24 protein-coding genes are annotated in these 25,535 nt (G+C 44.6%); 14 read left to right on the forward strand and 10 right to left on the reverse strand.

Annotation, left to right across the window (positions count from 1 at the left end):
- Positions 1-67: 67 nt before the first annotated feature.
- Positions 68-1,117: a PLP-dependent cysteine synthase family protein gene (locus tag E5672_RS02875; RefSeq protein ID WP_136780833.1), complete on the reverse strand. Its 1,050-nt coding sequence runs from the start codon at positions 1,115-1,117 to the stop codon at positions 68-70.
- Positions 1,118-1,972: 855 nt separating this feature from the next.
- Between E5672_RS02875 and E5672_RS02880 the strand changes: the two genes are divergently transcribed.
- A complete protein-coding gene (locus tag E5672_RS02880; RefSeq protein ID WP_136780834.1) occupies positions 1,973-3,184 on the forward strand; it encodes an endonuclease/exonuclease/phosphatase family protein in 1,212 nt (403 codons plus the stop codon).
- Positions 3,185-3,273: 89 nt separating this feature from the next.
- On the opposite strand, the gene E5672_RS02885 is transcribed toward E5672_RS02880, so the two are convergent.
- On the reverse strand, positions 3,274-4,140 hold the full coding sequence (locus E5672_RS02885; protein WP_136780835.1) for a DUF417 family protein: 867 nt from the start codon (positions 4,138-4,140) through the stop codon (positions 3,274-3,276).
- Positions 4,141-4,371: 231 nt separating this feature from the next.
- Between E5672_RS02885 and E5672_RS02890 the strand changes: the two genes are divergently transcribed.
- On the forward strand, positions 4,372-4,830 hold the full coding sequence (locus tag E5672_RS02890; protein ID WP_136780836.1) for a hypothetical protein: 459 nt from the start codon (positions 4,372-4,374) through the stop codon (positions 4,828-4,830).
- A 53-nt stretch (positions 4,831-4,883) separates the two neighbouring features.
- On the opposite strand, the gene E5672_RS02895 is transcribed toward E5672_RS02890, so the two are convergent.
- Positions 4,884-5,342: a hypothetical protein gene (locus E5672_RS02895; protein WP_240692137.1), complete on the reverse strand. Its 459-nt coding sequence runs from the start codon at positions 5,340-5,342 to the stop codon at positions 4,884-4,886.
- A gap of 202 nt (positions 5,343-5,544) precedes the next feature.
- Here E5672_RS02895 and E5672_RS02900 point away from each other — a divergent pair, with 202 nt between their 5' ends.
- The gene (locus tag E5672_RS02900; RefSeq protein ID WP_071814097.1) at positions 5,545-5,982 is read left to right on the forward strand and encodes a DUF2177 family protein; all 438 of its coding nucleotides are present in this window, start codon (positions 5,545-5,547) and stop codon (positions 5,980-5,982) included.
- Here E5672_RS02900 and E5672_RS02905 read toward each other — a convergent pair.
- Positions 5,960-7,114 carry a fatty acid desaturase family protein gene (locus E5672_RS02905; protein WP_136780837.1) on the reverse strand — a complete coding sequence of 385 codons (1,155 nt, stop codon included), beginning with the start codon at positions 7,112-7,114 and terminating at the stop codon, positions 5,960-5,962. The two genes, E5672_RS02900 and E5672_RS02905, sit on opposite strands and share 23 nt — an antisense overlap.
- On the reverse strand, positions 7,111-8,094 hold the full coding sequence (locus E5672_RS02910; RefSeq protein ID WP_136780838.1) for a flavin reductase family protein: 984 nt from the start codon (positions 8,092-8,094) through the stop codon (positions 7,111-7,113). Before E5672_RS02910 ends, E5672_RS02905 begins: the two co-directional genes overlap by 4 nt.
- A gap of 365 nt (positions 8,095-8,459) precedes the next feature.
- Between E5672_RS02910 and E5672_RS02915 the strand changes: the two genes are divergently transcribed.
- A complete protein-coding gene (locus E5672_RS02915; RefSeq protein WP_136780839.1) occupies positions 8,460-9,545 on the forward strand; it encodes an alkene reductase in 1,086 nt (361 codons plus the stop codon).
- A gap of 129 nt (positions 9,546-9,674) precedes the next feature.
- Here the strand turns inward: E5672_RS02915 and E5672_RS02920 are convergent, their stop codons facing one another.
- Positions 9,675-9,893 (reverse strand): hypothetical protein, encoded by a 219-nt coding sequence (locus E5672_RS02920; protein WP_110287736.1) that lies wholly within the window; start codon positions 9,891-9,893, stop codon positions 9,675-9,677.
- A gap of 337 nt (positions 9,894-10,230) precedes the next feature.
- Here E5672_RS02920 and prfB point away from each other — a divergent pair.
- Both prfB and lysS read left to right on the forward strand, forming a co-directional pair.
- Positions 10,231-11,329 (forward strand): peptide chain release factor 2 gene (gene prfB / locus E5672_RS02925; protein ID WP_136780840.1). Its coding sequence is split into 2 segments (ribosomal slippage): positions 10,231-10,305 and positions 10,307-11,329, totalling 1,098 coding nucleotides; the frame shifts between segments, so codons are not numbered across the junction.
- A gap of 23 nt (positions 11,330-11,352) precedes the next feature.
- A complete protein-coding gene (gene lysS / locus E5672_RS02930; protein ID WP_136780841.1) occupies positions 11,353-12,921 on the forward strand; it encodes a lysine--tRNA ligase in 1,569 nt (522 codons plus the stop codon).
- A 40-nt stretch (positions 12,922-12,961) separates the two neighbouring features.
- Here the strand turns inward: lysS and E5672_RS02935 are convergent, their stop codons facing one another.
- The 3 genes from E5672_RS02935 to E5672_RS02945 form a co-directional block, all read right to left on the reverse strand.
- Entirely contained in the window at positions 12,962-13,900 is a 939-nt protein-coding gene (locus E5672_RS02935; protein ID WP_136780842.1) for a ketopantoate reductase family protein, read from the reverse strand.
- Between the two features lie 76 nt (positions 13,901-13,976).
- On the reverse strand, positions 13,977-14,729 hold the full coding sequence (locus E5672_RS02940; protein WP_136780843.1) for a pseudouridine synthase: 753 nt from the start codon (positions 14,727-14,729) through the stop codon (positions 13,977-13,979).
- Positions 14,729-15,289 (reverse strand): Hpt domain-containing protein, encoded by a 561-nt coding sequence (locus E5672_RS02945; RefSeq protein WP_136780844.1) that lies wholly within the window; start codon positions 15,287-15,289, stop codon positions 14,729-14,731. Before E5672_RS02945 ends, E5672_RS02940 begins: the two co-directional genes overlap by 1 nt.
- A gap of 337 nt (positions 15,290-15,626) precedes the next feature.
- On the opposite strand from E5672_RS02945, the gene E5672_RS02950 reads away from it, so the two are divergent.
- The 6 genes from E5672_RS02950 to E5672_RS02975 all read left to right on the forward strand — a co-directional run bounded on the left by E5672_RS02950 (position 15,627) and on the right by E5672_RS02975 (position 22,536).
- Positions 15,627-18,509, forward strand: coding sequence for a M16 family metallopeptidase (locus E5672_RS02950; protein WP_136780845.1), 2,883 nt, complete (start codon positions 15,627-15,629; stop codon positions 18,507-18,509).
- A 74-nt stretch (positions 18,510-18,583) separates the two neighbouring features.
- Positions 18,584-20,182, forward strand: a complete 1,599-nt coding sequence (gene gshA / locus E5672_RS02955) for a glutamate--cysteine ligase (protein WP_136780846.1) — start codon at positions 18,584-18,586, stop codon at positions 20,180-20,182.
- Positions 20,183-20,249: 67 nt separating this feature from the next.
- Complete coding sequence (locus E5672_RS02960; protein ID WP_014948754.1) at positions 20,250-20,888, forward strand: transglycosylase SLT domain-containing protein; 639 nt, start codon at positions 20,250-20,252, stop codon at positions 20,886-20,888.
- Positions 20,889-21,241: 353 nt separating this feature from the next.
- A complete protein-coding gene (locus tag E5672_RS02965; protein ID WP_136780847.1) occupies positions 21,242-21,700 on the forward strand; it encodes a hypothetical protein in 459 nt (152 codons plus the stop codon).
- Between the two features lie 104 nt (positions 21,701-21,804).
- Complete coding sequence (locus tag E5672_RS02970; protein WP_136780848.1) at positions 21,805-22,218, forward strand: hypothetical protein; 414 nt, start codon at positions 21,805-21,807, stop codon at positions 22,216-22,218.
- Positions 22,219-22,410: 192 nt separating this feature from the next.
- On the forward strand, positions 22,411-22,536 hold the full coding sequence (locus tag E5672_RS02975) for a DUF3149 domain-containing protein (protein WP_136780849.1): 126 nt from the start codon (positions 22,411-22,413) through the stop codon (positions 22,534-22,536).
- 21 nt (positions 22,537-22,557) lie between these two features.
- On the opposite strand, the gene smrB is transcribed toward E5672_RS02975, so the two are convergent.
- Complete coding sequence (gene smrB / locus E5672_RS02980) at positions 22,558-23,208, reverse strand: endonuclease SmrB (protein WP_136780850.1); 651 nt, start codon at positions 23,206-23,208, stop codon at positions 22,558-22,560.
- A 152-nt stretch (positions 23,209-23,360) separates the two neighbouring features.
- Between smrB and prmB the strand changes: the two genes are divergently transcribed.
- A complete protein-coding gene (gene prmB, locus E5672_RS02985; protein ID WP_136781043.1) occupies positions 23,361-24,296 on the forward strand; it encodes a 50S ribosomal protein L3 N(5)-glutamine methyltransferase in 936 nt (311 codons plus the stop codon).
- 9 nt (positions 24,297-24,305) lie between these two features.
- On the forward strand, positions 24,306-25,403 hold the full coding sequence (gene aroC, locus E5672_RS02990) for a chorismate synthase (protein WP_136780851.1): 1,098 nt from the start codon (positions 24,306-24,308) through the stop codon (positions 25,401-25,403).
- The last annotated feature ends 132 nt before the right edge of the window (positions 25,404-25,535 follow it).

Consider the following 25,535-nt stretch of genomic DNA (forward strand, 5'->3'; position numbering starts at 1 on the left):
GAATAAAGTGCTGCGCGATACATAACGCCCCAGCACTTTAAACAGCAGCAACAGGCTTTTTTGAACCCTACGCACTAGCTCCGATGGCTTCTAGTTTGGCGGTGTATTCATCGAAAGAACCAATGGTCCTTTCTACCCAGCCAGCATTGTAATAGGTTTCACTATATCGCTCTCCGCTGTCGCACATAAGCGTTACAATTGAGCCCGCTTCACCTCGCTGCTTCATTTGTTCAGCAATACTTAGTGCACCCCATAAGTTTGTGCCAGTAGAAGGGCCGGCTTTAATTCCCATGGTGTTGTTTAGCCAATGCATGGTTGCAATACTAGCCGTATCGGGAACAGCAATCATGTCGTCTATAACATCATGCTGAAAAGAGGCTTCAACTTTAGGACGTCCTATCCCTTCTATGCGGCTTCCTCGGGTAGCCGTAAGTGTATGATCCTTGTATTTAAAGCTATCAAAGAATACGCTGAATTCAGGATCTACTACCACTAGCTGAGAAGAAAGACCTTTGTAGCGAATGTAGCGGCCTATGGTTGCTGATGTTCCGCCAGTACCAGCACTCATAACCACAGTGTGTGGAACAGGGTGGGGCTCGGCTTTCATTTGCTCAAAGATACTCTCAGCAATATTGTTATTTCCGCGCCAGTCTGTAGCGCGCTCAGCGTAAAGGAACTGGTCCATAAAGTAGCCGTTAAGTTCTGTCGCTACCTTGGAGGCTTCGCTGTGCATTTGTGTAGGGCAGTCAACGAAATGACACTGTCCACCGTAGCGTTCAATAAGCGCTATTTTACTTCGGGCGGTAGATTTAGGCATGACGGCAACAAATGGAACGCCAATCATTTTAGCGAAGTAAGCTTCAGACACCGCTGTACTGCCTGAGGAGGCTTCAACGACCGTGGTCCCTTCTACAATTTTTCCATTACAAAGGGCGTATAGAAAAAGAGACCGGGCTAGACGGTGCTTTAGGCTGCCTGTCGGATGAGTGCTTTCATCTTTCAGATAGATATCAACATCTTTAAAGGCGATTTGCTCTAACTTGATTAAGTGCGTATCAGCCGAGCGTTGATAATCTGCATTGATAATATTTATCGCTTTTGAAACCCAGCTCTTCATAACCCTCTCTCTTTTACCCGAAATGCAATACGTTGAGCACCTTATTTAAAATGAAACATAAAGCGTAGTTCGCTTGACGTTGGCTGTATAAGGCAAGAATTAGAATACCAGTGAAGATGGAGTATTTGATTCTATTATTTTAATAATAGAGGATTAACGTGAAAAATATTTCTACCATGTGAATTTTAAAAAGAAATATATCGCATGTTACACAGCGAGCTCACTAACATGTACGCAAAAGTCGAGCAACAGAGGTAGCACTAAACCTTCCCTCCCACAACCAACAAAGCCTAAAGCGGTAGCCTTCCGTTAGAAATAAGCCCCCAAATAACCCCAGCAAAGCCGCTGCCAAAACCCAGTGGACTGAACCAAAGTCGTCCTCTTTAGACCCTGTAATGACCATTTGCTCACATTTAAGACCCGTTTCATATTCGTATTCCTCTCGTTTATAAAAATGGACAGCAAATTATTTGCTGGACATATAACTAAGAAACACGCCACGAGAAAAGTGTGACAACATTTTTGCTGGTAAGTCGAAAAAGGTATCCGTAATACATGGGAAGGGAATAGAAAGCGGGGGCTGAGTCTGAGGGAGTCCCACCATTTTTATTTGCATTGAATACTTTAATGGTGCAGTTATTTTTTAAAATGATCGTGCGCGAGAGTTTGAGGGATTAAAACTAACCCGGGGCTGTGAAGACAAGGATAAAAAAAGAGCCGAGAGGAAGGTAACTTTAGGCAAGGTTCATTGCACCTAATGCTAAACAGAGCCTAGCTATTCTTCAGTACAAAAAAGTTCAGAATCCTCATCTATATTGGTATCGTTAGCAAACGAATTTATTAAAAGGTAACAACATGAAAATTAGGGCGCTTTTCTTTGCCACAGCTCTTTTACCCGCGCTATGCGTATCCACGTTTGCTTATTCGAAAGAAGAGCAAATGCTAAAAGTTGCTACATTTAACGTAAGTATGGAAGCCACTAACTATAAAGCGTTGGGCATGAAGCCGAGCGACAAAGTACTTCAACACGTTTTGTCTACGGGCGAGCACCCGCAAGTTAAAAATATTGCAGAGATCATTCAACGTGTGAACCCTGATATTCTGATGCTGAATGAATTTGACTACATTGCAGATAAGCGTAAAGGGGTGGGAGCGTTTATTAAGAATTACCTAAATGTTTCACAGCGTGGCCTCAAGCCAGTGGATTACCCTTATACCTATGTGGCGACAGTTAATACGGGCGAGCCAACGCAATTTGATCTGGACAACAACGGTAAAGCCGAAGGTTTTGGTGGCGATGCCTATGGGTTTGGATTATATCCAGGACAATACGGTATGGCGCTACTGTCAAAATACCCAATTGATGTTGAGGGTATTCGTACTTTCCAGACGTTTAAATGGCACCACATGCCTCACCCGCAGGTCCCTATTATTCCCGATGAGAGTGGAAGTACTGATAATGGCGAGCCTTGGTATGATGTGGAAGAGTGGGCCGCACTAAGGCTAAGCTCCAAGTCTCACTGGGATGTGCCGGTGAAAGTGGGCGGTAAAACCGTTCACATACTTGCAATGCATCCAACACCACCTAATTTCGACGGAAGCGAGGACCGCAACGGCAAGCGTAACTTCGATGAAATTAGACTTATGGCAGATTACCTTTCTCCTGATAAAGGTGCATACATCTACGCAGACAATAAAGAGAAAGTAACTCTGTCAGAGAACGCACGCTTTGTACTCGTAGGTGACTTTAACGCCGCAGATATTGGGGACAAGCATCGCGAGGGGGTTATTGAACAGTTGACCGAGCATCCGTTAGTTAATAACGACACCATTCCAATCAGTGCAGGTGGTGCTAGCGCGTCAGGCGCTGAATTTAGTAACCGCTTTACTGCCTACTGGGGAGCCAGAGCAGACTATGTCTTACCATCTCGCTATGGATTCGATGTAAACGGTGCTGGCGTTTTCTGGCCCGCTAAAACAAGTGATCTATATCGATTAGTTAAAGACCGCGAAGCCAGCTCAGATCACAGGTTGGTGTGGGTAAACCTATCGATAACACAAGATTGATAGAAAGCAATTGCTCTTCGCTTCATTTACCTAGTGCCCTTGAATGTTAAACAGGGTCGGTTAAACATGGTCGCGATATGCGGCTATGTTTAGCCGCGCTGAGTTCTTTCATTTTCACAAGAGCCCGCGTTAAACAGTGTGTAGTAGGCGACTATGGCTAAATTGGCGACAAACCAAAGGTCCTTGATAACAAACTGACCTAAACGATTTACGATTGTTGTACTGTTAAATGTGTTTGGAACGGTAAACAAAAAGGTTTGTGTCATCAGAAAAACGGATAAACAAGCCAGTCCGCCTACGATGATAGTTGGTTTGTTCCTAGCATAAATACCAGCGCCTAATAGCAGCGCAAAGAAGACATCAAAACCACCAATTACGTTTGACGCACCCTGTACACTGAACACATCGTATAACCACGACATAAAGGGCGATGTTTCAACCAGCCCAACAATGCCTTTCGCTTCAAACTCGAAAAACTTCATACCTCCTATCCAGAGTAAGACCATGGCTACAGGTGCAAAATTAAGATAGGTTATCTGCGAATACGAAAACCTGTCGCGATAAAAGAGAAATAAACAGAGCGGCATTATCGCGAAATACTTGATGATGCCTTGACCACTGCCAATAATCGGGAACCCCCCAAAATCTGTCATCCATCGTGTAGGTGAAAATAAAGTGAGTAAGGGGATTGCGGTAACTAATGCAGCGAATAGCGTAACCGTTTTTGTTGAAACAAGCTTAAAGCGTGCTGCAAAGATCATGAGAGCTAGCAGTAATAATGTAATACCTGCGATTGCTCCAAGTGCATCTTCACTAACCGATGCGCCTAAAGAATAGAAATTGAAGATCGCTAATACAGCATTAGGATTCGCACCTAACAGAAATGTTAAGCCAAGAATGGCCAGGCTAAAATTTAGCAACGCGGTTACTGCGTTTTCGGTTTGGTTAAGTGTCATAGAGCGTCCGTAAATACTGCAAGTTTTGCGAAGTGTAGGTAAAGACCCGCCATGGCATATATAAAATTTCAAAGTTTTAATAATTTTTCAGGCTAAGCGTACAACTCTGAGCGCCCATTTATTAACAGAATAAGAACTTATCTAATAATAATGGTCTTAAGTAGCGAAGGTTTGAAACAGTGCAGCTTTAAGCCGTCGCTTCCTAAAAGTAAAATATGCTGAGAGAAAAAAATGAAACAAGTAAGCAGTACAGCGCAGAAACATTTTGGAATATGGTTAGGCGTAGGCGTGAGTGTCGCTTTGTCTGCTTGTGGTGCGCAGACTCCTGAACCTATTGATATGCCAATATCAAGCGTTGAAGAAGTTGAAAAATTAGAGCAAGTTGTTGATACCTCGTTGCCCCTAGTGCAGCAAGCTTATTCCATTGAGTCTGAAAAAGTGTGCGATAAACAGGGGGGGAACTGGAAGAAAGTAGGCCGGCAGCAGGCGTACGCTTGTGTGCTGCCCGCGAGGGATGCTGGCAATAAATGCAATGACAGCAGTGAATGCGAAGTGGCCTGTGTTACTGAAAATAATCAGATGAAAGCAGGGTTAAAGACGAGTGGGGTGTGTTTAGAGAGCACAGACTTATTTGGTTGCCGAGCCTATGTTTCAAAGGGCGTTGTGGAACATACTCTGTGTGTTGATTGAGGAAGCCTTGAATGAAGCGCTCGCCATTGGCAATGCGCTTCATAAATCACTAGTTAATTAATGTTTGGGAAGTCGAGCCTGTCTAATTCGCTCGCCGTCTCATTACATTCACCTAATAGATGCAGTCTATCTTCGGTTTGATGCGTATCTATCTCGATATAGCCAGTTTGGCAGTAACCGGTCTCTTCCAGTTTTTTATCAAGAGATGCGTAGAGTTGCTCTGCCATTCTATCGCTATTATCTGACGATTTTTGTGATGAGTCTCCACGACTGTCTTGACCACCACGACCGCCGCGTCCACCACCTTCGCCACCTTGACCACGGCCGCCTCTGCCACCCCCTTTACCACCTTCACGCTGTTGCATTAATGGGATGCTAAACGCGAAGAGCTTGGTACCGTCTTGCTTGATCTTAGTTTCAAAAAATATCTCATCCATGTCTAAAGGTGGTGGCCTATGAGCGCACGCACTGACAATTAACGAAGACGTTATGACTAATAGTGTTTTATTCATTTTATTTAAATCTTATTTGAACCACGTCACTTTGAGCTACAAAGGTTTCTTTAGTTGCAGTATCCAGTGTAAGTTTTAGGTAAAGTAGGGATATGTTCAAAAAGGTTTACCGTTTTTCCTTTGCGCTTATTGTGCAACGCTCGCGTATTTATATTTTAGATAACTTATATCAGCAATTTTTTTATTTACAGGGATAGGTTTCATGCTTTCCAACATCATTCGTTTTGCGAAAAACATCGTCGTGTCGTTAATTGCAATCTTTGTGTGTTTTGGCGTGCTCGATTTCTTGTGGCTTGGTGTTATTGCGGATGGCTGGTATCAAAGTGAAATGGCTCCTCTGCTTAGAAGTCAATTTATTACGTGGCCTTGGGTAGTGTTTTATTTAATGTATGGATGCGTAGTGTTTGTACTTGCCGTGGTAGCGAACAGAGAGAAGTCGCTACTTTATGCTGGAATAGATGGCGCGCTTTTAGGGTTAGCCAGTTATGGCGCCTACAACTTAACGGCATACAGCATCATTGAGGGTTTTACTTTGTTTATTATGCTGATTGATTGGGCGTGGGGTACTTGCCTAACCAGCGCTAGCGCCATGGCCGGCTGGTTAGGGTTTCAACTGGTTAAGGGAAAGAGTAGCGAATAATTCGCTTTAACACGCTACCGTACTGTTTTAAAAAGCCTCCAGTGTTGTAGTGCATGCCGTGTTCTTTGAATACGGCCTCTACCTTTGGGGCCATTTCTCTATAGCGTCTGGCAGGGATATCCGGGAACAGGTGATGCTCAATCTGAAAGCTTAAATGCCCGGTAAGCACGTGAAACAGATTTCCGCCCTTTATGTTCGATGAGCCCAGCGCTTGTCGGTAGTACCATTGCCCTCGGGTTTCATTAATACAATCTTCTTCTTTAAACGTTTCCACATCACCAGTGAAATGGCCGCAAAAGATAATGGTAGATGTCCATAAATTGCGTAACAAATTGGCGATAAGGTTACCGGTAAATACCCATAAAAATAACGGCCCAGCTAGCAAAGGAAATAGCACATAATCTTTTACTAATTGACGTGCGCCCTTGCTAAAAAAGCGCTTCTTTAGTTCACTATGAGTAACCTGATTCTTTCGGTTGTCTTTCTTCTTCCCAAAAAAGACCCGCTCAGCGGCCATTTCGTGATACGACACACCCCACTGAAATAAAACGCTAAGTACGATGTAAGTGGCGAACTGCCATAGGTTTTTTACACGCCATCTGAAATCGTTAGACAGGCGAAGCAAGCCGTAGCCAAAGTCTCTGTCTTTGCCAATAATATTGGTATATGTGTGATGCTCGTAATTGTGAACGCGATTCCAACTCGCACCATCACAGGCAATATCCCACTCATAGCCTTTCGAATTGATATGTTTGTCGTTCATCCAATCGTACTGGCCGTGCATCACGTTGTGGCCTATTTCCATGTTATCGAGAATTTTAGCTGTAGCTAAACTCAATACACCGGCAACCCAGAGCAGCGGTTGAATGAATCCCAACATCAAAAGTACCCGTCCGCTCCACTCGCAAACTCGCTGTATAAGAATGATACGTCGTATATAGGCCGCATCTTCAGCACCCACTTTTCGTTTAATGTCGGCTTTAATTTCATCAAGCTGAGTAGCAAGTAACTCGTAGTTCGGTTTCTCTTTGGTGCTGGTTGACCGAATTGCTTTGGTTCCACTTATCGGAGCATGCGCTTGTTCGATGGCTTCTTCACGGTTTTGGTTGTCTATTACAACGCTGGTGTTCATAGTTGAATCTCCAAATCAGTAACGGCTTGTGATACACACAGCTGTATAAGTTGCTCTGCGCTATCTGAAAGCTCTCCGGTGCGGGTATCTCTCACTACGCCCCGCTTTTTAACACATTGGCATTGATGACAAATTCCCATGCCACAGCCATAAGTCACAGGTTGTTCTGCTTGCTGAAGTTGTATAAGTAGGGTTTGCTGATTGTCGACAGTTAAAGATTGGCCGTTGTGTACCAGGGAAAAAGTTTCACTTTGGCTAAGGCTAGCACTGCTTAGGACAGGAAGCGCAGCGAAGTGCTCGCTCGAAACGGGCGCATTGATCGTTTTTGCATAGCTTTCAACTTGCTCGAACATGGCATGTGGACCACATACTAACCAGTGTGCATTGGCAAAATTACACAAATGCGCTTCTACGTCTCCATCTTTTTGCTTGCTCAAAACATCATAGGTGAAGTGCTCACAGCCTTTGCTAAACGCTGATAATTCGTTGAGTAATACATGCTCGTCTGGCTTAGCAAAATAAAGTAAGTGCACCGGTGTATGTTTTAGCTGCCCGTTGTTAATCGCATCGTCAAGCATGGCTATGAAAGGAGTTATACCCGAGCCGCCCGCTATCATAAGTAGGGGCTTTTCCACTTTCGGCCATATAAATTCCCCCATAGGGGCTGAGATATTTACCCATTGATTAGGCATACAAGAGAGAAGATAGGGTGTTAATGCGCCCTGAGCTTTAACCTTGGTTACAAGGCGAATCTGCTTTTCTTTTTGGTAGGTGTCACTGCCACTTGCAATAGTAAATACGCGGGTGGTGAGTCTGCCATTTATTTCTAAGGTTAATGCAATATGCTGCCCTGCGATATGCGCAGGCCAAGAGCTCTCCGGTCTAAGTAAAACCTCCAGCATATCTGCACTTAGTTTTTTTACTGCCACAACCTTGGCTCTGAAATACCCATCGCGCCACGCGGGTTTAATTTGCTGCATCAATACCTCCCAGTAGCCCTTCCAAGAGCAGTGGTGGAATATGCGATCAGTGAATTTATCGAGTAATAGTTTCAATGTAGAAATCACACCTGTATTTCGTCGGAATATCTTAAATACAAAAAGGATGAAAATGTTTTAGCTTACACTTGTACGCTAATTCAGCGAACAAGTGTAAGCTTAATTTTTTCTGCGTCAAGAGGGGGAGGCGGGAAATTTGGGATAACGTCGTCGAAATGCACCGCTACTTTTGTGAAAAATGCAAAAGTGCTTTGTTAAAAGTACGGGTTCTAACCTTGCTTATGGACCTTATATTTACCGTTATCTAAACGTGTAAATTTTAAGAGTAAAGTTTAAAGGACTGTATTATGAAACTATTTGAAAGCATATCGCTGGCTGGAAAAACGCTGAACAATCGAATTGTTATGCCGCCAATGACTCGCTCTCGCTCAACACAGCCAGGAGATGTGCCCAACGCATTAATGGCTGAATACTACGCTCAGCGCGCAAGTGCAGGGCTTATTGTGAGTGAAGGCACGCAAATATCGGCACTAGGTAAGGGGTATGCGTGGACACCGGGTATTTATACCAAGGCGCAAATTGAAGGCTGGAAGTTGGTAACAGATAAAGTGCATGAAGCGGGTGGTACGATGTTTGCGCAACTTTGGCACGTGGGCCGCGTATCCCACCCTTCAAATACCGAAGGGCAGCAGCCAATTAGCGCATCGGCGATCCAAGCAAAAGGCGTAAAGGTGTTCGTTGATGAAGGCGGCGACCCTGGTTTTGTTGAGTCGGTCATGCCCCGAGAAATGAGCATTGAAGATATAAAAGCTGTGGTGGAAGAGTATCGCGTTGCGGCGCGCAATGCCGTAGATGCCGGATTCGATGGCATTGAGCTGCATTCGGCTAATGGTTACTTGCTTAACCAGTTTATTGATTCTCAGAGTAATGCAAGAACTGATGAATACGGCGGAAGTGTACAGAACCGTATTCGATTCTTGAAAGAAGTGGTGCAGGCCGTATCTGAAGAAATCGGCGCTGATAAAGTAGGTGTGCGTGTAGCGCCCCTTACAACATTAAACGGGACCGTCGACGACAATCCCGAAGAGACCTATCTTGCTATTGCTTCCATGCTAAACAGCTTCACTATTGGCTATATACACATCGCCGAAGCTGACTGGGATGACGCGCCGCAAATGCCAATATCATTTAAACAGGCGATTCGTGAAGCCTTTAGCGGTCTGCTCATTTATGCCGGAAAGTACGATGCAGCGCGTGCGGAAAAAGCGCTGTCAGAAGGGTGGGCAGATATGATTGGTTTTGGTCGACCTTTTGTGGCAAACCCAGATTTACCGTACAGGTTAGCGAATAGTTTGCCCCTAAATGAACATAACCCGGATACTTTATTTGGCGGTGATGAAAAAGGTTATACCGATTATTCCTTTCTCAAATAAATTTATATTTGAGTTAATATGATGAAGTCATGTTGAGCAATAAAGGGGCACGGCCTCTTTATTGCGTTATGATTATTACTGATAAGATTTGCGGTAAAATATAAATGTTTAAGGCGTTTCTAAGCGCGCTTAGAAGTGACGGTTTCTATATAGCCAAGCACCTATACCACTTCCCGCAATAAGCATTGAGGTTGCCAGCCATAGTTTTGAAATGGGGGCTCCGTCTGGGCATTGTAGGGCCATGGTTGCGCCGGCTAGATTTTGACAGTCAAATAGTTGTCCCAATGCGAGTACTAGCAAGCCCAGCAATACACCGATAACAGCATAAGACAAATTATTAAATGACATACTTTTCCCTTTAGTTTTTCCATTTGACGTTTACAAGGCTTCTACAGTGCCCTAATGCACACTCATGGAAAGCGTGATTGCGTTAGAACAGTGCAGTGATTATTAGCACCGCACGCATGCAACCTTGTATAAGTTTATTCTTATGGCCTTTGACACCATAACCAATGCTTGGGGTAAGCAGTTGAACTGCAAAAATGTTTATTTCGTCTTTAATGGTTGAAAAGCACACGTTGTGCCAAGCAAATTGAGCTTCGCAATATTTGCGCCAACCCCTATCAAAATTCCTTCAAATTCGGTACTATCCGCGGTCTTAAATTTTTAACGAAATAAGCGGACTATGTTTGAAATAAACCCCGTTATGAATGCGATAAAAGATATCCGCGAGCGCACTGAAGCGCTTAGGGGGTATCTTTGACTTTGATGCAAAGTCAGAGCGTTTAGAAGAAGTTAGCCGAGAGTTAGAAAGTCCTGACGTTTGGAACGAGCCAGACAGAGCGCAGGCCCTTGGCAAAGAAAAAGTGGCCCTGGAGCAAATCGTAGAAACGATCCACAAGCTCGATCAGGGAACTGAAGACGTTGAAGGTCTCGTTGAATTGGCCGTTGAAGCCGAAGATGAAGATACCTTCGTTGAGGCCCAAAGTGAACTTGATGGCTTAATTGAGCAGCTAGAAGTTCTTGAGTTTCGCCGCATGTTTTCTGGTCCTAATGATGAAAACGACTGCTATATTGATATTCAGTCGGGCTCTGGTGGTACAGAAGCGCAAGATTGGGCCAATATGCTGCTGCGCATGTATTTGCGTTGGGGCGAAGCGCATGGTTTTAAAACGGAACTTATTGAAGTGTCGGAAGGCGAAGTCGCGGGCATTAAGAGTGCTACACTGCGCGTTCAGGGCGAATATGCGTTTGGCTGGCTGCGCACAGAAACAGGCGTGCACCGCTTAGTACGTAAATCGCCGTTTGACTCGGGCAACCGTCGCCACACGTCGTTCTCATCTGCGTTCGTATATCCTGAAATTGATGACGACATCGATATTGAAATTAACCCGTCTGATTTACGTATAGACACCTATCGCGCATCGGGCGCGGGTGGTCAGCACGTAAACAGAACAGACTCTGCGGTACGTATTACACATGAGCCGACGGGCATTGTGGTGCAGTGTCAGAACGACCGCTCGCAGCACAAAAACAAAGATCAGGCGATGAAGCAGTTAAAAGCCAAACTTTATGAGTTTGAACTGCAAAAACAAAACGCCGAAAAACAAGCGATGGAAGACAGCAAGTCTGATATCGGCTGGGGAAGCCAAATACGCTCTTACGTTTTGGACGACTCTCGCATTAAAGATTTGCGCACTGGCGTGGAAACACGCAACACTCAAGCCGTGCTAGATGGCGACTTGGACAAATTTATTGAAGCCAGCCTGAAATCTGGGCTGTAAACCGAACAACGAAGTGAAAGGTTATGACTGACCAACAAACAGACGATAACAAATTGATTGCAGAGCGCCGTGCTAAGCTAAGCGCTATTCGCGAGCAGTGCCGTGCAAACGGTTTCCCAAACAGCTTCCGTCGCGAAAACTATGCGGATGAGCTTCAAGCTAAGTTCGGTGAATTCGACAAAGAAACGCTACAAGAGCAGGGTAATAAAGTAAGCATCGCTGGCCGTATTATGGCAAAGCGTGGCCCTTTCATGCTGCTTCAAGATATGACTGGCCGTATTCAGGCATATACAGATAAAGACACGCAAAAAGCGCTTAAAGCAAAATATGGTGCACTGGATATTGGTGACATTATTGGCGTGGCGGGTGACCTGCATAAGTCAGGTAAAGGCGACCTTTACGTGAACATGGAGCAATACGAGTTGCTAACCAAAGCACTTCGTCCATTGCCAGAAAAATTCCACGGCTTGAGCGACCAAGAAACGAAATATCGCCAGCGCTACGTAGATTTGATCACAAGTGAACAAACGCGCAAAACGTTCATGATCCGTAGCAAGATCGTAAACGGAATTCGTAACTATCTGACTAAGCGTGACTATTTAGAAGTAGAAACGCCAATGCTACAGGTTATTCCTGGTGGCGCGACAGCGAAGCCGTTTGTGACTCACCACAATGCGCTAGATATTGATATGTACTTACGTATTGCGCCAGAGCTTTACCTTAAGCGCCTAGTGGTTGGTGGTTTTGAGCGTGTGTTCGAAATTAACCGTAACTTCCGTAACGAAGGCTTATCAACTCGTCACAACCCAGAGTTTACTATGCTTGAGTTCTACCAAGCGTATGCTGACTACAATGACCTGATGAACCTTACCGAAGATATGCTGCGCACGCTGGCAGAAGATATTCTTGGCACAAGCATTATCAAAAACACAACTAAAGACGCTGAAGGTAACGTAACGTCTGAAGTTGAATACGATTTTGGTAAGCCGTTTGACCGCTTAAGCATGGGCGAAGCTATTCTTAAGTACTGGCCAGAAGCTAACGAAGAAGCTATTCGCGACCCAGAGGCGAACCTTGACGCGCTTAAAGCAATGGCAAAACAGCTTCACATTAAAGAGCCTGAAGTTGATGGCATTTGGGGTGCGGGTAAGTACCTTTGCGAAATCTTCGAAGCAACAGCAGAAGAGAAGCTTATCCAACCTACGTTTATTACAGAATATCCGTGGGAAGTATCGCCGCTTGCGCGCCGTAACGACAACAACCCATTCATTACAGACCGCTTCGAGTTCTTTGTAGGTGGACGTGAATTAGCGAATGGCTTTAGCGAGCTTAACGACCCAGAAGATCAGGCGGAACGTTTTGCGAAGCAGGTTGAAGAGAAAGACGCTGGCGACGATGAAGCCATGCACTTTGACGATGACTACATCCGCGCCCTTGAATATGGCTTGCCGCCAACGGCGGGTGAAGGTATCGGTATTGACCGTCTAGCTATGCTATTTACTGATAGCTCTACCATTAAAGATGTTATCTTGTTTCCACACATGAAGCCTCAGGCGCCAAAAGACGCGCAAGAAGCGGGTGAACAAGAATAATCTTGATCCTTAAATAGCGTGATTTAGGTGTTCGGCGCCGTTAAAGCTTCAGCGCCTTAACACGCTCTACTAAAAGGGTATTCTCGGGAACGGGAATACCCTTTTTTGTTGCCATATCTACAATGTAACCGTTGATGGCGTCTATTTCTGTTTGTCTACCGTGAGCAACATCCTGATGCATACTTGAGTAGTTTTCTCCGGTCGCCTTGGCGACAGACAGCACATTTTCATGAACTGACAGTGCATCAAAATCTAGCCCGTAAGCATCCGCTACCTGAGTAAACTCATTGCAAATTGAAATACGGCTTTGTTCAAATTCAGGCTTAGCAATGTGCTTATTTTGGATATTGTGAAGCGCCGTTAGTGGGTTAATCACGGCATTAACGGAAAGCTTCGTCCACAGTGCTTTTAGAATATTATTTTGGTATTGCACCGGAGGAAGAGCCTTATCTAACGTGGCAATTGCGCTGGCTAGCTGTGGCGCTATTTGTGAAAGATCGGCCAAAGTTTGAGGTGATGGTTTATTTATATTTGGCGCGCCAATTTGCGTTGCGCCAACGCCAGTATACTTAACATGAAAACCACTTGATGTGCTTACCTTTAACGCGCCATGACTGGTTGTAGCAAGAAGCAAAGGATAATCGCCGCCAAGTAAATCTCTTGCGACCTCAAGCCCGCCCATACCGTTGTGAAGCAGCACTACGGTAGGTTGTTGCGTGAGATAGGGAAGCCACTGCAATAGGGCTGCTTTAAGTTGATATACTTTTAAGGGGAATATCAGCACATCACTTTTAGGTAACACAATAGGTGAGGGGGTGGCTGGTTTTAGCGCAGTGGTTTGGCCGTTTTGCCAATGTGCGCAAGACGGCATGGTTTTCATATCTCTGGGGTAGCAGTCATACGGCACGCCGTTTTTCTGGGCGCTCGCAGCAACTAGGCTTCCTATGGCACCGCCGCCGACTATATGTAGTTTACCCATTAGCATCTATTAAACACTCAATGTCGTTCTATTTTATTATGGTCATCGACACTTATCTGGCCTATCGCACTTTTCCTTATTGCGCCGGTATATAGCGTGCAGGCAGGGAAGGCCATGGATAAGTCTCTGGTGCGTTAAGTCCGTTGTACCAAGCCTGCACGTCGTCTTCGTTTATGACTTCACCTTTCTCGAAAGGTGCAGTAACCGCTAATTCACCAGAAGATAAAGGAAGCTGTAAATGCCATGCATGAAGATACAGCCTGTCTGATGCCTCACCCCCATAAAGTGTATCACCCAAAATAGGTGCGCCAATGCTTTTAAGCGCAACACGAATTTGATGGGTTTTCCCCGAGTGAGGCTTAACGATAAACCCTCGGGTACCGGGCTTAGCCGCGTTACTGAAAAACTGAGTGATAGCCGGATTTTCTAAAGTTTTAAGCAAAATCCGCTGACCGCCTCGACGATTTTTCATATCGCCCATTAACGTGCCTTGTTTCTTTTTCGGCTTGTGATTACTAAGGGCAAGGTAATATTTGCTGACACGCCGTGTTGAGAATAACTCGCCAATTTCACTGGCAACAGCTGCATTTTTAGCAAGGCACAAACAACCCGACGTGCCGGTATCTAGACGGTGGCAAAGATGCAGTTCTGTCAAACTCAACTGCTTTTTTAACCGGGTAACAATGCCTTCTACTCTCTCTGATTTACCGTTTTCGGCAGTACTGTCACCAAAGTCAGCCTCATTAGTGGCATCGTGCATAGCAATGCCAATTGGCTTATTAACGATGACGAGGTCAGCGTTTTCAAAAAGAATAGGGATCGGCTGCACTAGCTATTTTCTAACTCAGAAATGGCTTCTTCATAATCAAGCTCGTCGACTGCATCAATAATTGCCGCCCGTTTGTCTTGAGGTAACGCAAGAGCATCTAACCATTCATCTAGCTTGTCCTGCGCAATAAACTCGCTCGCTTTCAGCGCCGACAATAACTGTTTGCGAGCCTGCTCAGCTGCCGCGCCGTTCGCTGGTGCAGGTGTGGTAGCTTCTGGCTCGTTAATCAGTGTGTCTACCGTCGCTATGGTTTCATTAAGTACTGCGACAAACGCAGGGTATTCTTCAGCCACGCGTTTGTCATTTCTAAAACTGCTTTCAATCGGTTTGCTCGCATTATGCAAAGCAAAAAGCCCAAGGTTTCCTGTCACTCCTTTCAGAGTGTGAACAAGAGAATAGGCCTCATTAAAGTCACCTTTAGCCACATGCGCTTGTAAGTCAGCATCAAGAGAACGGTATTCATCCGTAAATTTACCAAGAAGGGTGAACAACAGTTTTTTATTACCACTTAACTGTGACATTCCGAAGTCGATATCGAGCACTGTTGTTGACTGTTCCATACATCTATCCTTTTATTTCGCAACTTCTAATGGGAAATTTCTTATCCAGGCAGAAACTATTTGTCAGTTCATTCGTACCACTTAACGAATTCAACTAGCTAACAGCTTCTTTACCAAAGACTATGAAGTGTAAGTGTATTTCAGAAATACACAAATTAATACAATCATAGCAAAGTCGAAGCAAGTAAAGCGCTAAAAAGTCTGGTAATCTTCGGTGTTCGCTCGCGCTTTTTAGTCGCAATTTTATACTTAATCGTCAGCTGTGGTGATGAATTACGGCAAAGTATAGTCAGAGTGAAGTCGAGTGAAAGAATGTAGTAATTTAAAAGGAATCATCATGTCAGGAAAACTGACCCTACGTACCCTCTTTATGACCATAAGCGTCATCGCAGTAACAGCGTGTCAGCACGTACAGGAAGAGAAAACAAATAGTCAATTAGACACTGAAGCTGGCGCGTTAAACACCGTGTCGATCCCTTACGAAAAATACACATTAGATAACGGGCTCACGGTCATTCTGCATGAAGACCATTCTGATCCGCTGGTTCACGTCGATGTTACCTATCACGTTGGCTCTGCGCGAGAAGACGTAGGCAAATCGGGTTTTGCTCACTTTTTTGAACACATGATGTTTCAAGGCTCAAAGCATGTTGCCGATGAGCAGCATTTTAAGGTTATTACAGAAGCGGGCGGTAATTTAAACGGCACAACCAATACCGATCGCACTAACTACTTTGAAACAGTGCCTGCCAACCAATTAGAAAAAGTCCTTTGGCTAGAATCTGACAGAATGGGCTACCTGTTAGAAGCCGTAGACCAAACTAAGTTTGAAAACCAAAGAGAAACGGTTAAAAACGAACGCGCCCAACGTGTGGACAATCAGCCCTATGGATTGCGTTTCGAGTTGAACGGTGAGGCGCTATACCCAGAAGGGCATCCGTACTCGTGGATGACTATCGGCTATGTAGAAGATTTAGATAGAGTTGACGTCGATGACCTAAAAGCCTTTTTTAAACGCTGGTATGGCCCGAACAATGCGGTCCTTACTATTGGCGGCGATATCGACGTGGCTAAAACCAAAGCCTGGGTTAATAAGTACTTTGGCGAAATCCCAACAGGTCCTAAAGTAGAAGAGCCTGAGCCTCAGCCAGTAACGCTAGACGAAACCCGTTATGTAACGTTAGAAGATAAAGTCCATCTTCCGCTTCTGCAAATAACTTATCCTACAGTGTATGGTCGCCATGAAGACGAAGCGCCGCTTGACGTGCTGGCCGATATCTTAGGCGGTGGAAAAACCTCACTGTTTTACAAAAACCTAGTGAAAGAGGGCATGGCTGTACAAGCTGTGGTGTCCCACCCTTGCCGCGAACTTGCCTGTGAATTTCAGCTACTCGCTTTGGCTAATCCAGCAAAAGTCACCTCGCTTTCTACTCTCCAGAACGTACTGAATGAAACCCTTAAAGAGTTTGAAACACGTGGTGTAACGGCAGATGATTTAGCGCGTACAAAAGGGCAAATTGAAGCGCGTACGGTATTTGGTTTACAAAGTGTATCTGGCAAAGTGTCAGCCCTCGCTGCTAACGAAACCTTTTACCAAACGCCAGATTTGATTGCTGAAGATATTGAGCGCTACAACGCCGTAACTGCTGAAGACGTCATGCGTGTTTACAACAAATATATTAAAGACGCCAACAGCGTTGTATTAAGCGTGGTGCCAAAAGGTCAGGTTCAGCTGGCCGCGGCCGAGCAGACCTTTGAACGTCCGGTAAGAAATATTGAGATCGACACAGTAGACGGGACGGATGAAGCCTTTACCAGTGCCCTATCTACTAATACAGTTCCAGGCTTTGATAGAAGCGTAATGCCGAAAGCCGGTGAAGCACCAGTTGTTGAAGTTCCAGATTATTGGGAAGCTGAACTTGCCAACGGTATTGAAGTACTTGGCGTAACCAGCACCGAAACACCAACGGTAACGCTAACACTAGGCATGGATGGTGGCATGTTGCTAGACCCGGAAGGTAAAGCGGGAACTGCTTACTTAACGGCGTTACTTATGAATGAAAGTACGAAGAATTATAGTAACGAAGCGTTGGCCAGCGAACTTGCCAAACTGGGTAGCGCTATCCGATTTAGTACTGCAGGTAGGTATTCACAAGTTTACGTGTCTACCTTAACCAAGCATATGGACGAAACCTTAGCGCTGTTAAAAGAGAAACTGTTTAACCCCGCGTTCACTCAAGAAGACTTCGACCGCATGAAAGAGCGCGTTGTACAAGGCTTGCAGCAACAAGCGAAAACACCGTCTAGTTTAGCCCGCCGCGCGCGCGACCTCATTTTATTTGGTGAGGATAATCGCGTCAGTCTGCCTGACGAAGGCACGCTTCAGACCGTGCAAAATATCACGTTGGAGGACGTTAAAACGTTTTATGCCAATTACTATTCGCCAGATAAAGCGAGTATCGTCGTTGTTGGTAACTTACCGAAAAAAGACATGGTGAATACACTAGACTTTATTGGTCAGTGGAAGGGGAATACCTATGAATTTGCTGATTACAGCGACTTTCCCAAGTACGAAGAAAACCAAATCTTCCTAGTGGATAGCCCAGAAGCGGTTCAGTCGGTAGTATTTATTGTTGATAGAAGCTTACCCTTTGATGCGACAGGCGATCACTTTAAGTCTCGCCTTATGAACTTCCCATTAGGGGGAGCATTTAATAGCCGCATAAATCTTAATCTTCGAGAAGATAAAGGCTTTACCTATGGAGCAAATAGTGGTTTCGTTGGTGGCAAAACCCTTGGCTGGTTTGAAGCAAGTACCGACCTCACTGCGGCCAATACAGGTGAAGGTATCGCCGAAATTTTAAAAGAGATTAATCGCTACCGCACTGAAGGTGTCACCGAGGAAGAAATTGCGTTCATGCGCAATGCCTTTACGCTAAGCGATGCACTTGAATTTGAAACACCTACCAGTAAAGCGCGCTTTTTAAGGCAGCTGCTTAGCTATGGTCTTGATAAAGGCTATCGTGAAGAGCAGCTTGCTATTATCAATAATATTGATAAGGAAACGATGGATGCCTTGGCAAAGCAATATTTGAATCTTGATAAGATGCAAATTATTGTAGTAGGCGATAAAGCTAAAATTTTGCCTCAGTTAAACGCGCTATCGATGCCAATTATCGAGTTATCAGTAGAGAACAACACCCGAGAAACGTTAAACTGATAGATTGATTTTTGTTGAATTTACATTATTGCCCCCCATAACAGGGGGCTATATTGACATAACGGACCACCATTTTGACTGTAGACTCATCCCGTTTTGAAGCGCGCATTGCTGCGCTTAAGTCACCCGAATTTCTCGCTGCGCTAAAAGATATTAAGCGCGGTGTTGAGCGCGAAGCCCTTCGTATAAACCCGAACGGAACGTTGGCACAAACACCCCATCCTAAACCGCTGGGATCTGCGCTAACTCATGATTCAATCACTACAGATTTTTCTGAGTCTTTGCTTGAATTTATTACGCCGCCAGAGAATAGTGCCGCTAAGACGATTTCTCAGTTAAAAGATATCCATAAGTTCGCTATTGAAAATATTGATAACGAGCAAATTTGGCCGCTTAGTATGCCCTGCTTTATAAACGATGAAGCGGATATCCCCATTGCCTATTTTGGTGAGTCAAATGTGGGCAAGATGAAGCGAGTATATCGTATTGGCCTGAAAAACCGCTACGGCAGCATGATGCAGGCGATTGCTGGGGTGCATTTCAATTTCTCTTTTCCCGAGTCATTTTGGAAGCTGTGGTCCGAGTTAAACGGAAAAGAGCATTCTCAAGAGCAGACTTCGGCTGATTACTTTGGATTGATCCGCAACTACCGCAGATTGTGTTGGCTTATTCCTTATTTATATGGTGCATCACCGGCATTGTGCGGTTCGTTTTTAAAAGGAAAGCAGCATGCGTTACCTTTTAAAAAAGTAGGCAAGGGCACGGCGTATATGCCATATGCCACGTCACTGCGTATGAGCGATTTAGGCTACACAAGTGCAGAGCAATCGTCGCTTAAGATTTGTTACAACAAGCTAGACAACTATGTCACCTTGTTGCGCGAAGCGATGAATACGCCATCCTCCCGTTTTAGTCAGTTTGCTGCGGGCGAAGAAGGTAATTATCAACAGTTAAGTCGTAACATCATTCAAATTGAAAATGAACTTTACTCTCCTATACGCCCTAAGCAGCCTACTCAATCAATGGAAAAGCCAACGGACGCTTTGGTTAGACGGGGAATTAGCTACATAGAAGTGCGCGCCCTTGATGTAAATCCATTTTCGGCAATCGGTATTTCACAGACCCAGTTCGATTTCTTAGATGTATTCCTAGTTGCATGCTTGCTAATGCCAAGTGCAGAGCTTGATGAAGCCCAGCTTAAAGAAGCTAAAGAAAACATGAACAAAGTGGTATTAGAGGGAAGAAATCCTGATTTGCTGCTGCAAAATGGTGGTGAAGATATTTCATTACCAAACTGGTGTGCCTCGCTATTTAAGTCTTTCGAGCAAGCAGCCGAACTACTCGACTTGGCCAATGATACGTCCCGTTATACGCAAGCGGTGAACGTCGAGGCTGAAAAAGTAGCAGACCCAGCGCTGACACCGTCGGGTAAATTACTTGCGACCCTTTTGGAAAGTGATAAAGATAATGGCGTGTTAGGCTTAGAGCTGGCACAGGCTTATCAAGCTGAGATGAAGTCTTTTGAATATACGGATACCGATGCTGCCGGTTTTGCCGCCCAAGCTGACGCGTCGTTTGCTGCTCAAAAAGAAATAGAAGCTGCTGACGTGAAAGACTTTGATACATTCATTCGTGATTATTTCGCTGAAGCCCCGGCAAAAAAAAATGCCTGACATAGGTCAGGCATTAAAAGGTTCCAGGGAAACACACATTTTACTAGAACATTAGTTAAGACAAGCTATGAACCAAAAGTTCAAAAAACTGGTTGTTTTTTTATCAACTCTCATCGTTCTTTTTCCACTGTTTATCGCTGGGTGTGCAACTACGCCGCCTAAAGACATCAGTAATTTGTGCGAAATATTCTACGAAAAGGACGATTGGTATGATGCAGCTGCTGATGCCCGGGATAAATGGGGTGTGCCTATACATGTTCCAATGGCCATGATGTATCAAGAAAGCTCTTTCCGTCACGATGCACTTCCACCACGAGATTACGTCTTCTTTGGGCTTATTCCTTGGGGACGTGTGAGTTCAGCTTATGGGTATTCACAAGCTAAAACACCGACGTGGTCTGACTATATGAGAGAAACAGATAACAGTGGCGCAGATCGCGATGACTTCGAGGACGCTATCGACTTCATGGGTTGGTTTATTTACAAGTCGCAAAAAGTGAACGGTATTTCCAAATGGGACGCTTACGCACAATATCTAAACTATCACGAAGGTTGGGGCGGATATAAGCGCAGAAGCTATGATCGTAAGCCGTGGCTAAAGAAGGTCGCGTCAAAGGTAAAAGCCCGTTCATTACGTTATGCGACGCAACTAAAGACCTGCGAAGAAGATCTTCAAAAAGGTTGGTTTATGAAGCTGTTTAGCTAAGCTTAAGAAACCAGAAAAAGCGACATTATTGTCGCTTTTTTTATGCGCCTATGAAAATAGATAGATGTTTATGAAGAAAAAATTGAGGGATAGACGGGCGTCTATCCCTCAGCGACGCTAAGCCAAGACCGTTTTTTACCCAACGTCGAACAGGCATTTATAAGATAGTGCAAATGAGAATGATTTGCAATATCTTTTTTGGGTTTTTTTGTCACTCCCAATAGTAGCGTTTACGGTATATTAATTTTGCGCTTTTCCTGTTGGTTTGCAGGCGGAATCTTAATTACTGTCTTATACTTTCTGCTAAGTCTACGATGTGAAATTTGTTAAAGGATAGTAGTGGCAGTAAGTATATGGAAAGAGAAAAGTTTAGTGCACATGGTGATGTTCAAGCTCACTTTCTTCAAGAAAGGCGTATTCTAGTAATCGATCTTAGCGGCCCTTTTAATTTAGAGTTTATTTTAAAATATCAACGTGTAGTGGGCGCTGAAAGAAAAAAAATTAATGTTCCTTGTTGGGCAAGCTTAGTTAACGTTCACGGTTTAGCTTTAGCGCCGATGGAAGCTACCTTAGATGCACAATTAATAGTGGATGAAGCCGTTGATTCAGGGCTTGTTGCCACTGCCGTTGTTCTTCATGAACCAGAAGGGCTTGCGTTACAGCAGAAGTTTTGGTCTAAAATTTATGACGGGTCTACACTGCCATTCCAATTCTTTAATCGTTCTTCAGAGGCTTGTGACTGGTTGGGCGAGAAAATAGTATCTGAGATGCGTGCGAAAGGCGTTTATCAAAGTAAGAATGTAATGAGGTAAACCCGTTTACAAGTCACTTAGCTTTTTATATTTCTTACCGTTTAAATGATCTAAGCACTGCGGCGCTACTTACCAACTTAATGAAGGCATAACAGGAGGTAGCCATGGTAGGTAGTCAGCACCAATACCGATTTTTCAACGTTAACAATGTGCTATTTGATATACCTAGTAATGTGTATGACGATAGCGTTGTCGACGGATGGTTTAGGAATATTGCCAGAGAGGGCCAGAAACTCGATAAGTGGGTTATTTTCTCTATACCCGATAAAAGTTTAACGATTACATATACAGCCGCATCTCAACTTTGTTCTCGGCTTCCCTTTCTGAGGACGTACGGATGCTTAGGTTTTCTTTTGCTAGCGAACCATGTAAACGCCAAAATTTTTCAACACAGTCTTCAAGCAACTCCTCCTAATTTTGATATTCAAGTCAGTGAATCGATGGAGCAACTCTGCCGAAACGCAGAAGCCTTGCTTGGTTACGAAGGGAGTCTAAACATATTCAATCGTTACAATTAAATGTGGGACAGGCCTTAATATGATGTCGCGAGGAATATTCGCTTTTTTAGCTTAGTGGTGACACCAAACAATAGTTGACCTGGATCAAATAATTCATTTGCCAGCTGAGTACTAGGAATCGAATTTGATCTGGATCACATCCTCTATCTAACGCCTCTTTTACTATTTACGTAGTTGAAGAGGAGATTAATTATGTTGTGGACTATGATGAAAGACCCTGTGGTATGGGGCTCACTACTTGGTATAGGCATTATTGTAGCGATGATGATGTATTATACTTACCTGTTCATGCACAACAGTGCTAACGAAGATAAATAGATCGCACTTCGCAGGATTGCCCTAACGCTTATTGTTTTGAAGTGGTATATCGATAAGCACCAGCAATGCTGCTTGACCGCCGTATTCTAGAGGCGCTTGATGAAACGCACGTACATGTGGATGCTGAACTAAGTAGTGGGGCAGAGCGGCTTTTAACACGCCCTGACCAAAGCCATGCATTACACAAACACAGTCAATCAGCTCTTTTCTTGCCGTGTGAATAAGTGCGGCAAGCTCGGCTTTTGCCATCTCGCGGGTGAGGCCATGTAAATCTAAAGTCATTTCTGGCGAGTAGTCACCGCGGCGTAACTGTTTCAAAATATGCGTAGACTCACCATCTTGGCAAAAGCGCATAGGCCCTTCTTGCGGCAGCGCTGCCTGATACATATCAGAAAAGTCGAAGCTAGCTGCCAATTGCTTGCTGTGTTTTAGGTGTTTACCTTTAACCTGCTGCGACTTTTTAAATAATTCAACTTGCTTATCAGGCTCAACTTTATCTTGTGATAAAGGCGTCACTCCCTGCATTGCATCGGCAAATGAGAAGGTGTCTTCCTCAGCATTCGTCGACGTGGTTCCATTGCGCGAACCTTCCTGTATCGCCTTGTTTGTATAGCGATTGGGTTCAGAAAGTTGCTTCTTTAATGCTTTGAGCTCTTTTTTAAAGGTTTTCATCAACGATAGCTTGGGTTATTACACTCGAATTTAACGATTCAAAACGCCTAAATTATAACGAATAGAAAGATTCGGTACGTAGTTAATTATGTGAATCGGTATGAAGTTTGGGTATGATACCAGCTTTGAAATTTTTGATGTACCCAAACGCCATGACCGATAAGTTTTACCTTGAAGAAGCCATTGAAGATCTGCATACCCTGTTAGATATGACACGATGGGCAACCAGCCGTTTTAATGATGCGGCTTTGTATTTTGGTCATGGTACTGACAACGCGTGGGACGAAGCGACAAGCCTAGTTATGCAAGCCTTACATTTGCCTCACCCTATACTAGAGCAAGTGGGCGATAGTGTTATGGCGTCTCGCTTAACGAAAAGCGAGCGAGAGAAGATTGCAGAGCTTGTTTTAAAACGCGTACAAACGCGCATGCCATTGCCTTACATCACTAATGAAGCATGGTTTTGCGGTATGCCGTTCTACGTAGACGAGCGAGTGCTTATTCCACGTTCACCGTTTGCTGAACTCATTCAAAACGAATTTGCGCCTTTTGTAGAATCGACGCCAAACACTATTCTCGACATGTGCACAGGCGGTGCGTGTATCGCTATTGCACTTGCTCATGCGTATCCAGAAGCACAGGTGGACGCGGTAGATATCAGCACAGATGCCTTGGAAGTGGCTGACATTAATATTCAGGAGCATGGTCTAAGCCACCGTGTGTATCCAATCCAGTCAGATCTGTTTTCAAGTTTAGAAGGGCAGAAGTACGATCTTATCGTTTCCAATCCGCCTTATGTTGACGCGGAAGACATGGCTGACCTGCCAGAAGAATATCACCACGAGCCTGAGTTAGCCCTTGCCGCAGGTGAAGATGGTTTGGAACTGGTTGATATCATGCTTAAAGAGGCGCCAACTTACCTTAATGATGGCGGTTGGTTATTCGTAGAAGTAGGGAATAGTGAAGTGCATATGAGCGAAAGGTTCCCTGGCTTAGAAGTCATTTGGCTTGAGTTTGAAAATGGCGGCTCAGGTATTTTCGCCGTTCAAAAAGACACATTAGTACAGTATTTTAGTAGTAAGGATTAACAATTAATTATGTCAGGTAACAGCTTCGGAAAACTTTTCACTGTAACCACGTTTGGTGAAAGCCACGGCATTGCAATTGGCGGTGTGGTAGACGGTTGCCCTCCAGGACTTGAGATCACAGAAGAAGATCTTCAGGTTGATTTAGACAGACGCAAACCAGGCACTTCGCGCTATACCACAGCGCGAAGAGAGGACGATGAAGTACAGATTTTATCTGGTGTATTTGAAGGCAAAACAACCGGCACTAGCATTGGGCTGTTGATTAAAAATAAAGACCAGCGAAGCCAAGATTACGGCAATATCAAAGACCGCTTTCGCCCTGGTCATGCCGACTATACTTACGATCAAAAATACGGTAGCCGCGACTATCGCGGTGGCGGACGTTCATCAGCCCGTGAAACAGCTATTCGCGTAGCTGCAGGTGGTATTGCGAAAAAGTACCTCAAAGAAGTGCACGGCATTGAAGTGTTAGGTTATTTGTCTCAGCTTGGCCCGGTAACGGTAGATAAAGTTGATCATAGTGTGACTAACACTAACCCGTTCTTCTGCCCAGATGAGTCTAAGTTAGATGCGCTGGACGAGTACATGCGTGACCTTAAAAAATCTGGTGACAGCATTGGCGCAAAAGTATCGGTGGTAGCGAAGAACGTGCCTGTAGGCCTTGGCGAGCCGGTTTTTGATAGGCTAGATGCTGAAATTGCCCACGCCATGATGGGTATTAATGCTGTAAAGGGCGTAGAAATTGGTGACGGTTTTGATGTAATCAACCAAAAAGGCAGTGAACACCGCGATACATTGACTCCTTACGGCTTCACCTCTAATCATGCAGGTGGCGTGCTCGGCGGCATCTCTACCGGCCAAGATATTGAAGTGCACATGGCACTTAAGCCCACCTCGAGTATTTCGGTGCCGGGTAAAACTATCAATAAAGACAATGAAGAAATTGATATCGTCACCAAAGGTCGCCACGACCCGTGTGTAGGTATTCGTGCTGTTCCTATTGCCGAAGCCATGCTTGCGTTGGTATTGATGGATCATCTGCTGCGCCACCGCGCGCAAAATGCTGGTGTGCTATCGACCACCAAGCCCATTGCGGGTCAGGCATAACATTTTTAACCCCAATACCGTGACATTCTTGCGGGTTAAAAAATACGCGCAGCATGAGCGCATGCTGCGCTAACTAATTTTACTATTCGCCACTACCAGTTTTGCGCTAGTGGCGTTTTTGCATATGGAGAT

This window comes from Alteromonas portus, from assembly GCF_005117025.1.
Classification (GTDB): Bacteria; Pseudomonadota; Gammaproteobacteria; order Enterobacterales; family Alteromonadaceae; genus Alteromonas; species Alteromonas portus.

Bases quoted from the DNA above. Each gene is read 5' to 3' on its own strand.
- E5672_RS02920 (WP_110287736.1), bottom strand. From the start codon at position 9,893: ATGTCATTTAATAATTTGTCTTATGCTGTTATCGGTGTATTGCTGGGC.
- E5672_RS02900 (WP_071814097.1), top strand. From the start codon at position 5,545: ATGCTTTCCAACATCATTCGTTTTGCGAAAAACATCGTCGTGTCGTTA.
- E5672_RS02905 (WP_136780837.1), bottom strand. From the start codon at position 7,114: ATGAACACCAGCGTTGTAATAGACAACCAAAACCGTGAAGAAGCCATC.
- E5672_RS02910 (WP_136780838.1), bottom strand. From the start codon at position 8,094: ATGCAGCAAATTAAACCCGCGTGGCGCGATGGGTATTTCAGAGCCAAG.
- aroC (WP_136780851.1), top strand. From the start codon at position 24,306: ATGTCAGGTAACAGCTTCGGAAAACTTTTCACTGTAACCACGTTTGGT.
- E5672_RS02975 (WP_136780849.1), top strand. From the start codon at position 22,411: ATGTTGTGGACTATGATGAAAGACCCTGTGGTATGGGGCTCACTACTT.
- E5672_RS02890 (WP_136780836.1), top strand. From the start codon at position 4,372: ATGAAACAAGTAAGCAGTACAGCGCAGAAACATTTTGGAATATGGTTA.
- lysS (WP_136780841.1), top strand. From the start codon at position 11,353: ATGACTGACCAACAAACAGACGATAACAAATTGATTGCAGAGCGCCGT.
- E5672_RS02935 (WP_136780842.1), bottom strand. From the start codon at position 13,900: ATGGGTAAACTACATATAGTCGGCGGCGGTGCCATAGGAAGCCTAGTT.
- prmB (WP_136781043.1), top strand. From the start codon at position 23,361: ATGACCGATAAGTTTTACCTTGAAGAAGCCATTGAAGATCTGCATACC.
- E5672_RS02970 (WP_136780848.1), top strand. From the start codon at position 21,805: ATGGTAGGTAGTCAGCACCAATACCGATTTTTCAACGTTAACAATGTG.
- E5672_RS02960 (WP_014948754.1), top strand. From the start codon at position 20,250: ATGAACCAAAAGTTCAAAAAACTGGTTGTTTTTTTATCAACTCTCATC.
- E5672_RS02880 (WP_136780834.1), top strand. From the start codon at position 1,973: ATGAAAATTAGGGCGCTTTTCTTTGCCACAGCTCTTTTACCCGCGCTA.
- E5672_RS02895 (WP_240692137.1), bottom strand. From the start codon at position 5,342: ATGAATAAAACACTATTAGTCATAACGTCTTCGTTAATTGTCAGTGCG.
- E5672_RS02945 (WP_136780844.1), bottom strand. From the start codon at position 15,289: ATGGAACAGTCAACAACAGTGCTCGATATCGACTTCGGAATGTCACAG.
- E5672_RS02950 (WP_136780845.1), top strand. From the start codon at position 15,627: ATGTCAGGAAAACTGACCCTACGTACCCTCTTTATGACCATAAGCGTC.
- E5672_RS02885 (WP_136780835.1), bottom strand. From the start codon at position 4,140: ATGACACTTAACCAAACCGAAAACGCAGTAACCGCGTTGCTAAATTTT.
- smrB (WP_136780850.1), bottom strand. From the start codon at position 23,208: ATGAAAACCTTTAAAAAAGAGCTCAAAGCATTAAAGAAGCAACTTTCT.
- E5672_RS02965 (WP_136780847.1), top strand. From the start codon at position 21,242: ATGGAAAGAGAAAAGTTTAGTGCACATGGTGATGTTCAAGCTCACTTT.
- E5672_RS02915 (WP_136780839.1), top strand. From the start codon at position 8,460: ATGAAACTATTTGAAAGCATATCGCTGGCTGGAAAAACGCTGAACAAT.
- E5672_RS02875 (WP_136780833.1), bottom strand. From the start codon at position 1,117: ATGAAGAGCTGGGTTTCAAAAGCGATAAATATTATCAATGCAGATTAT.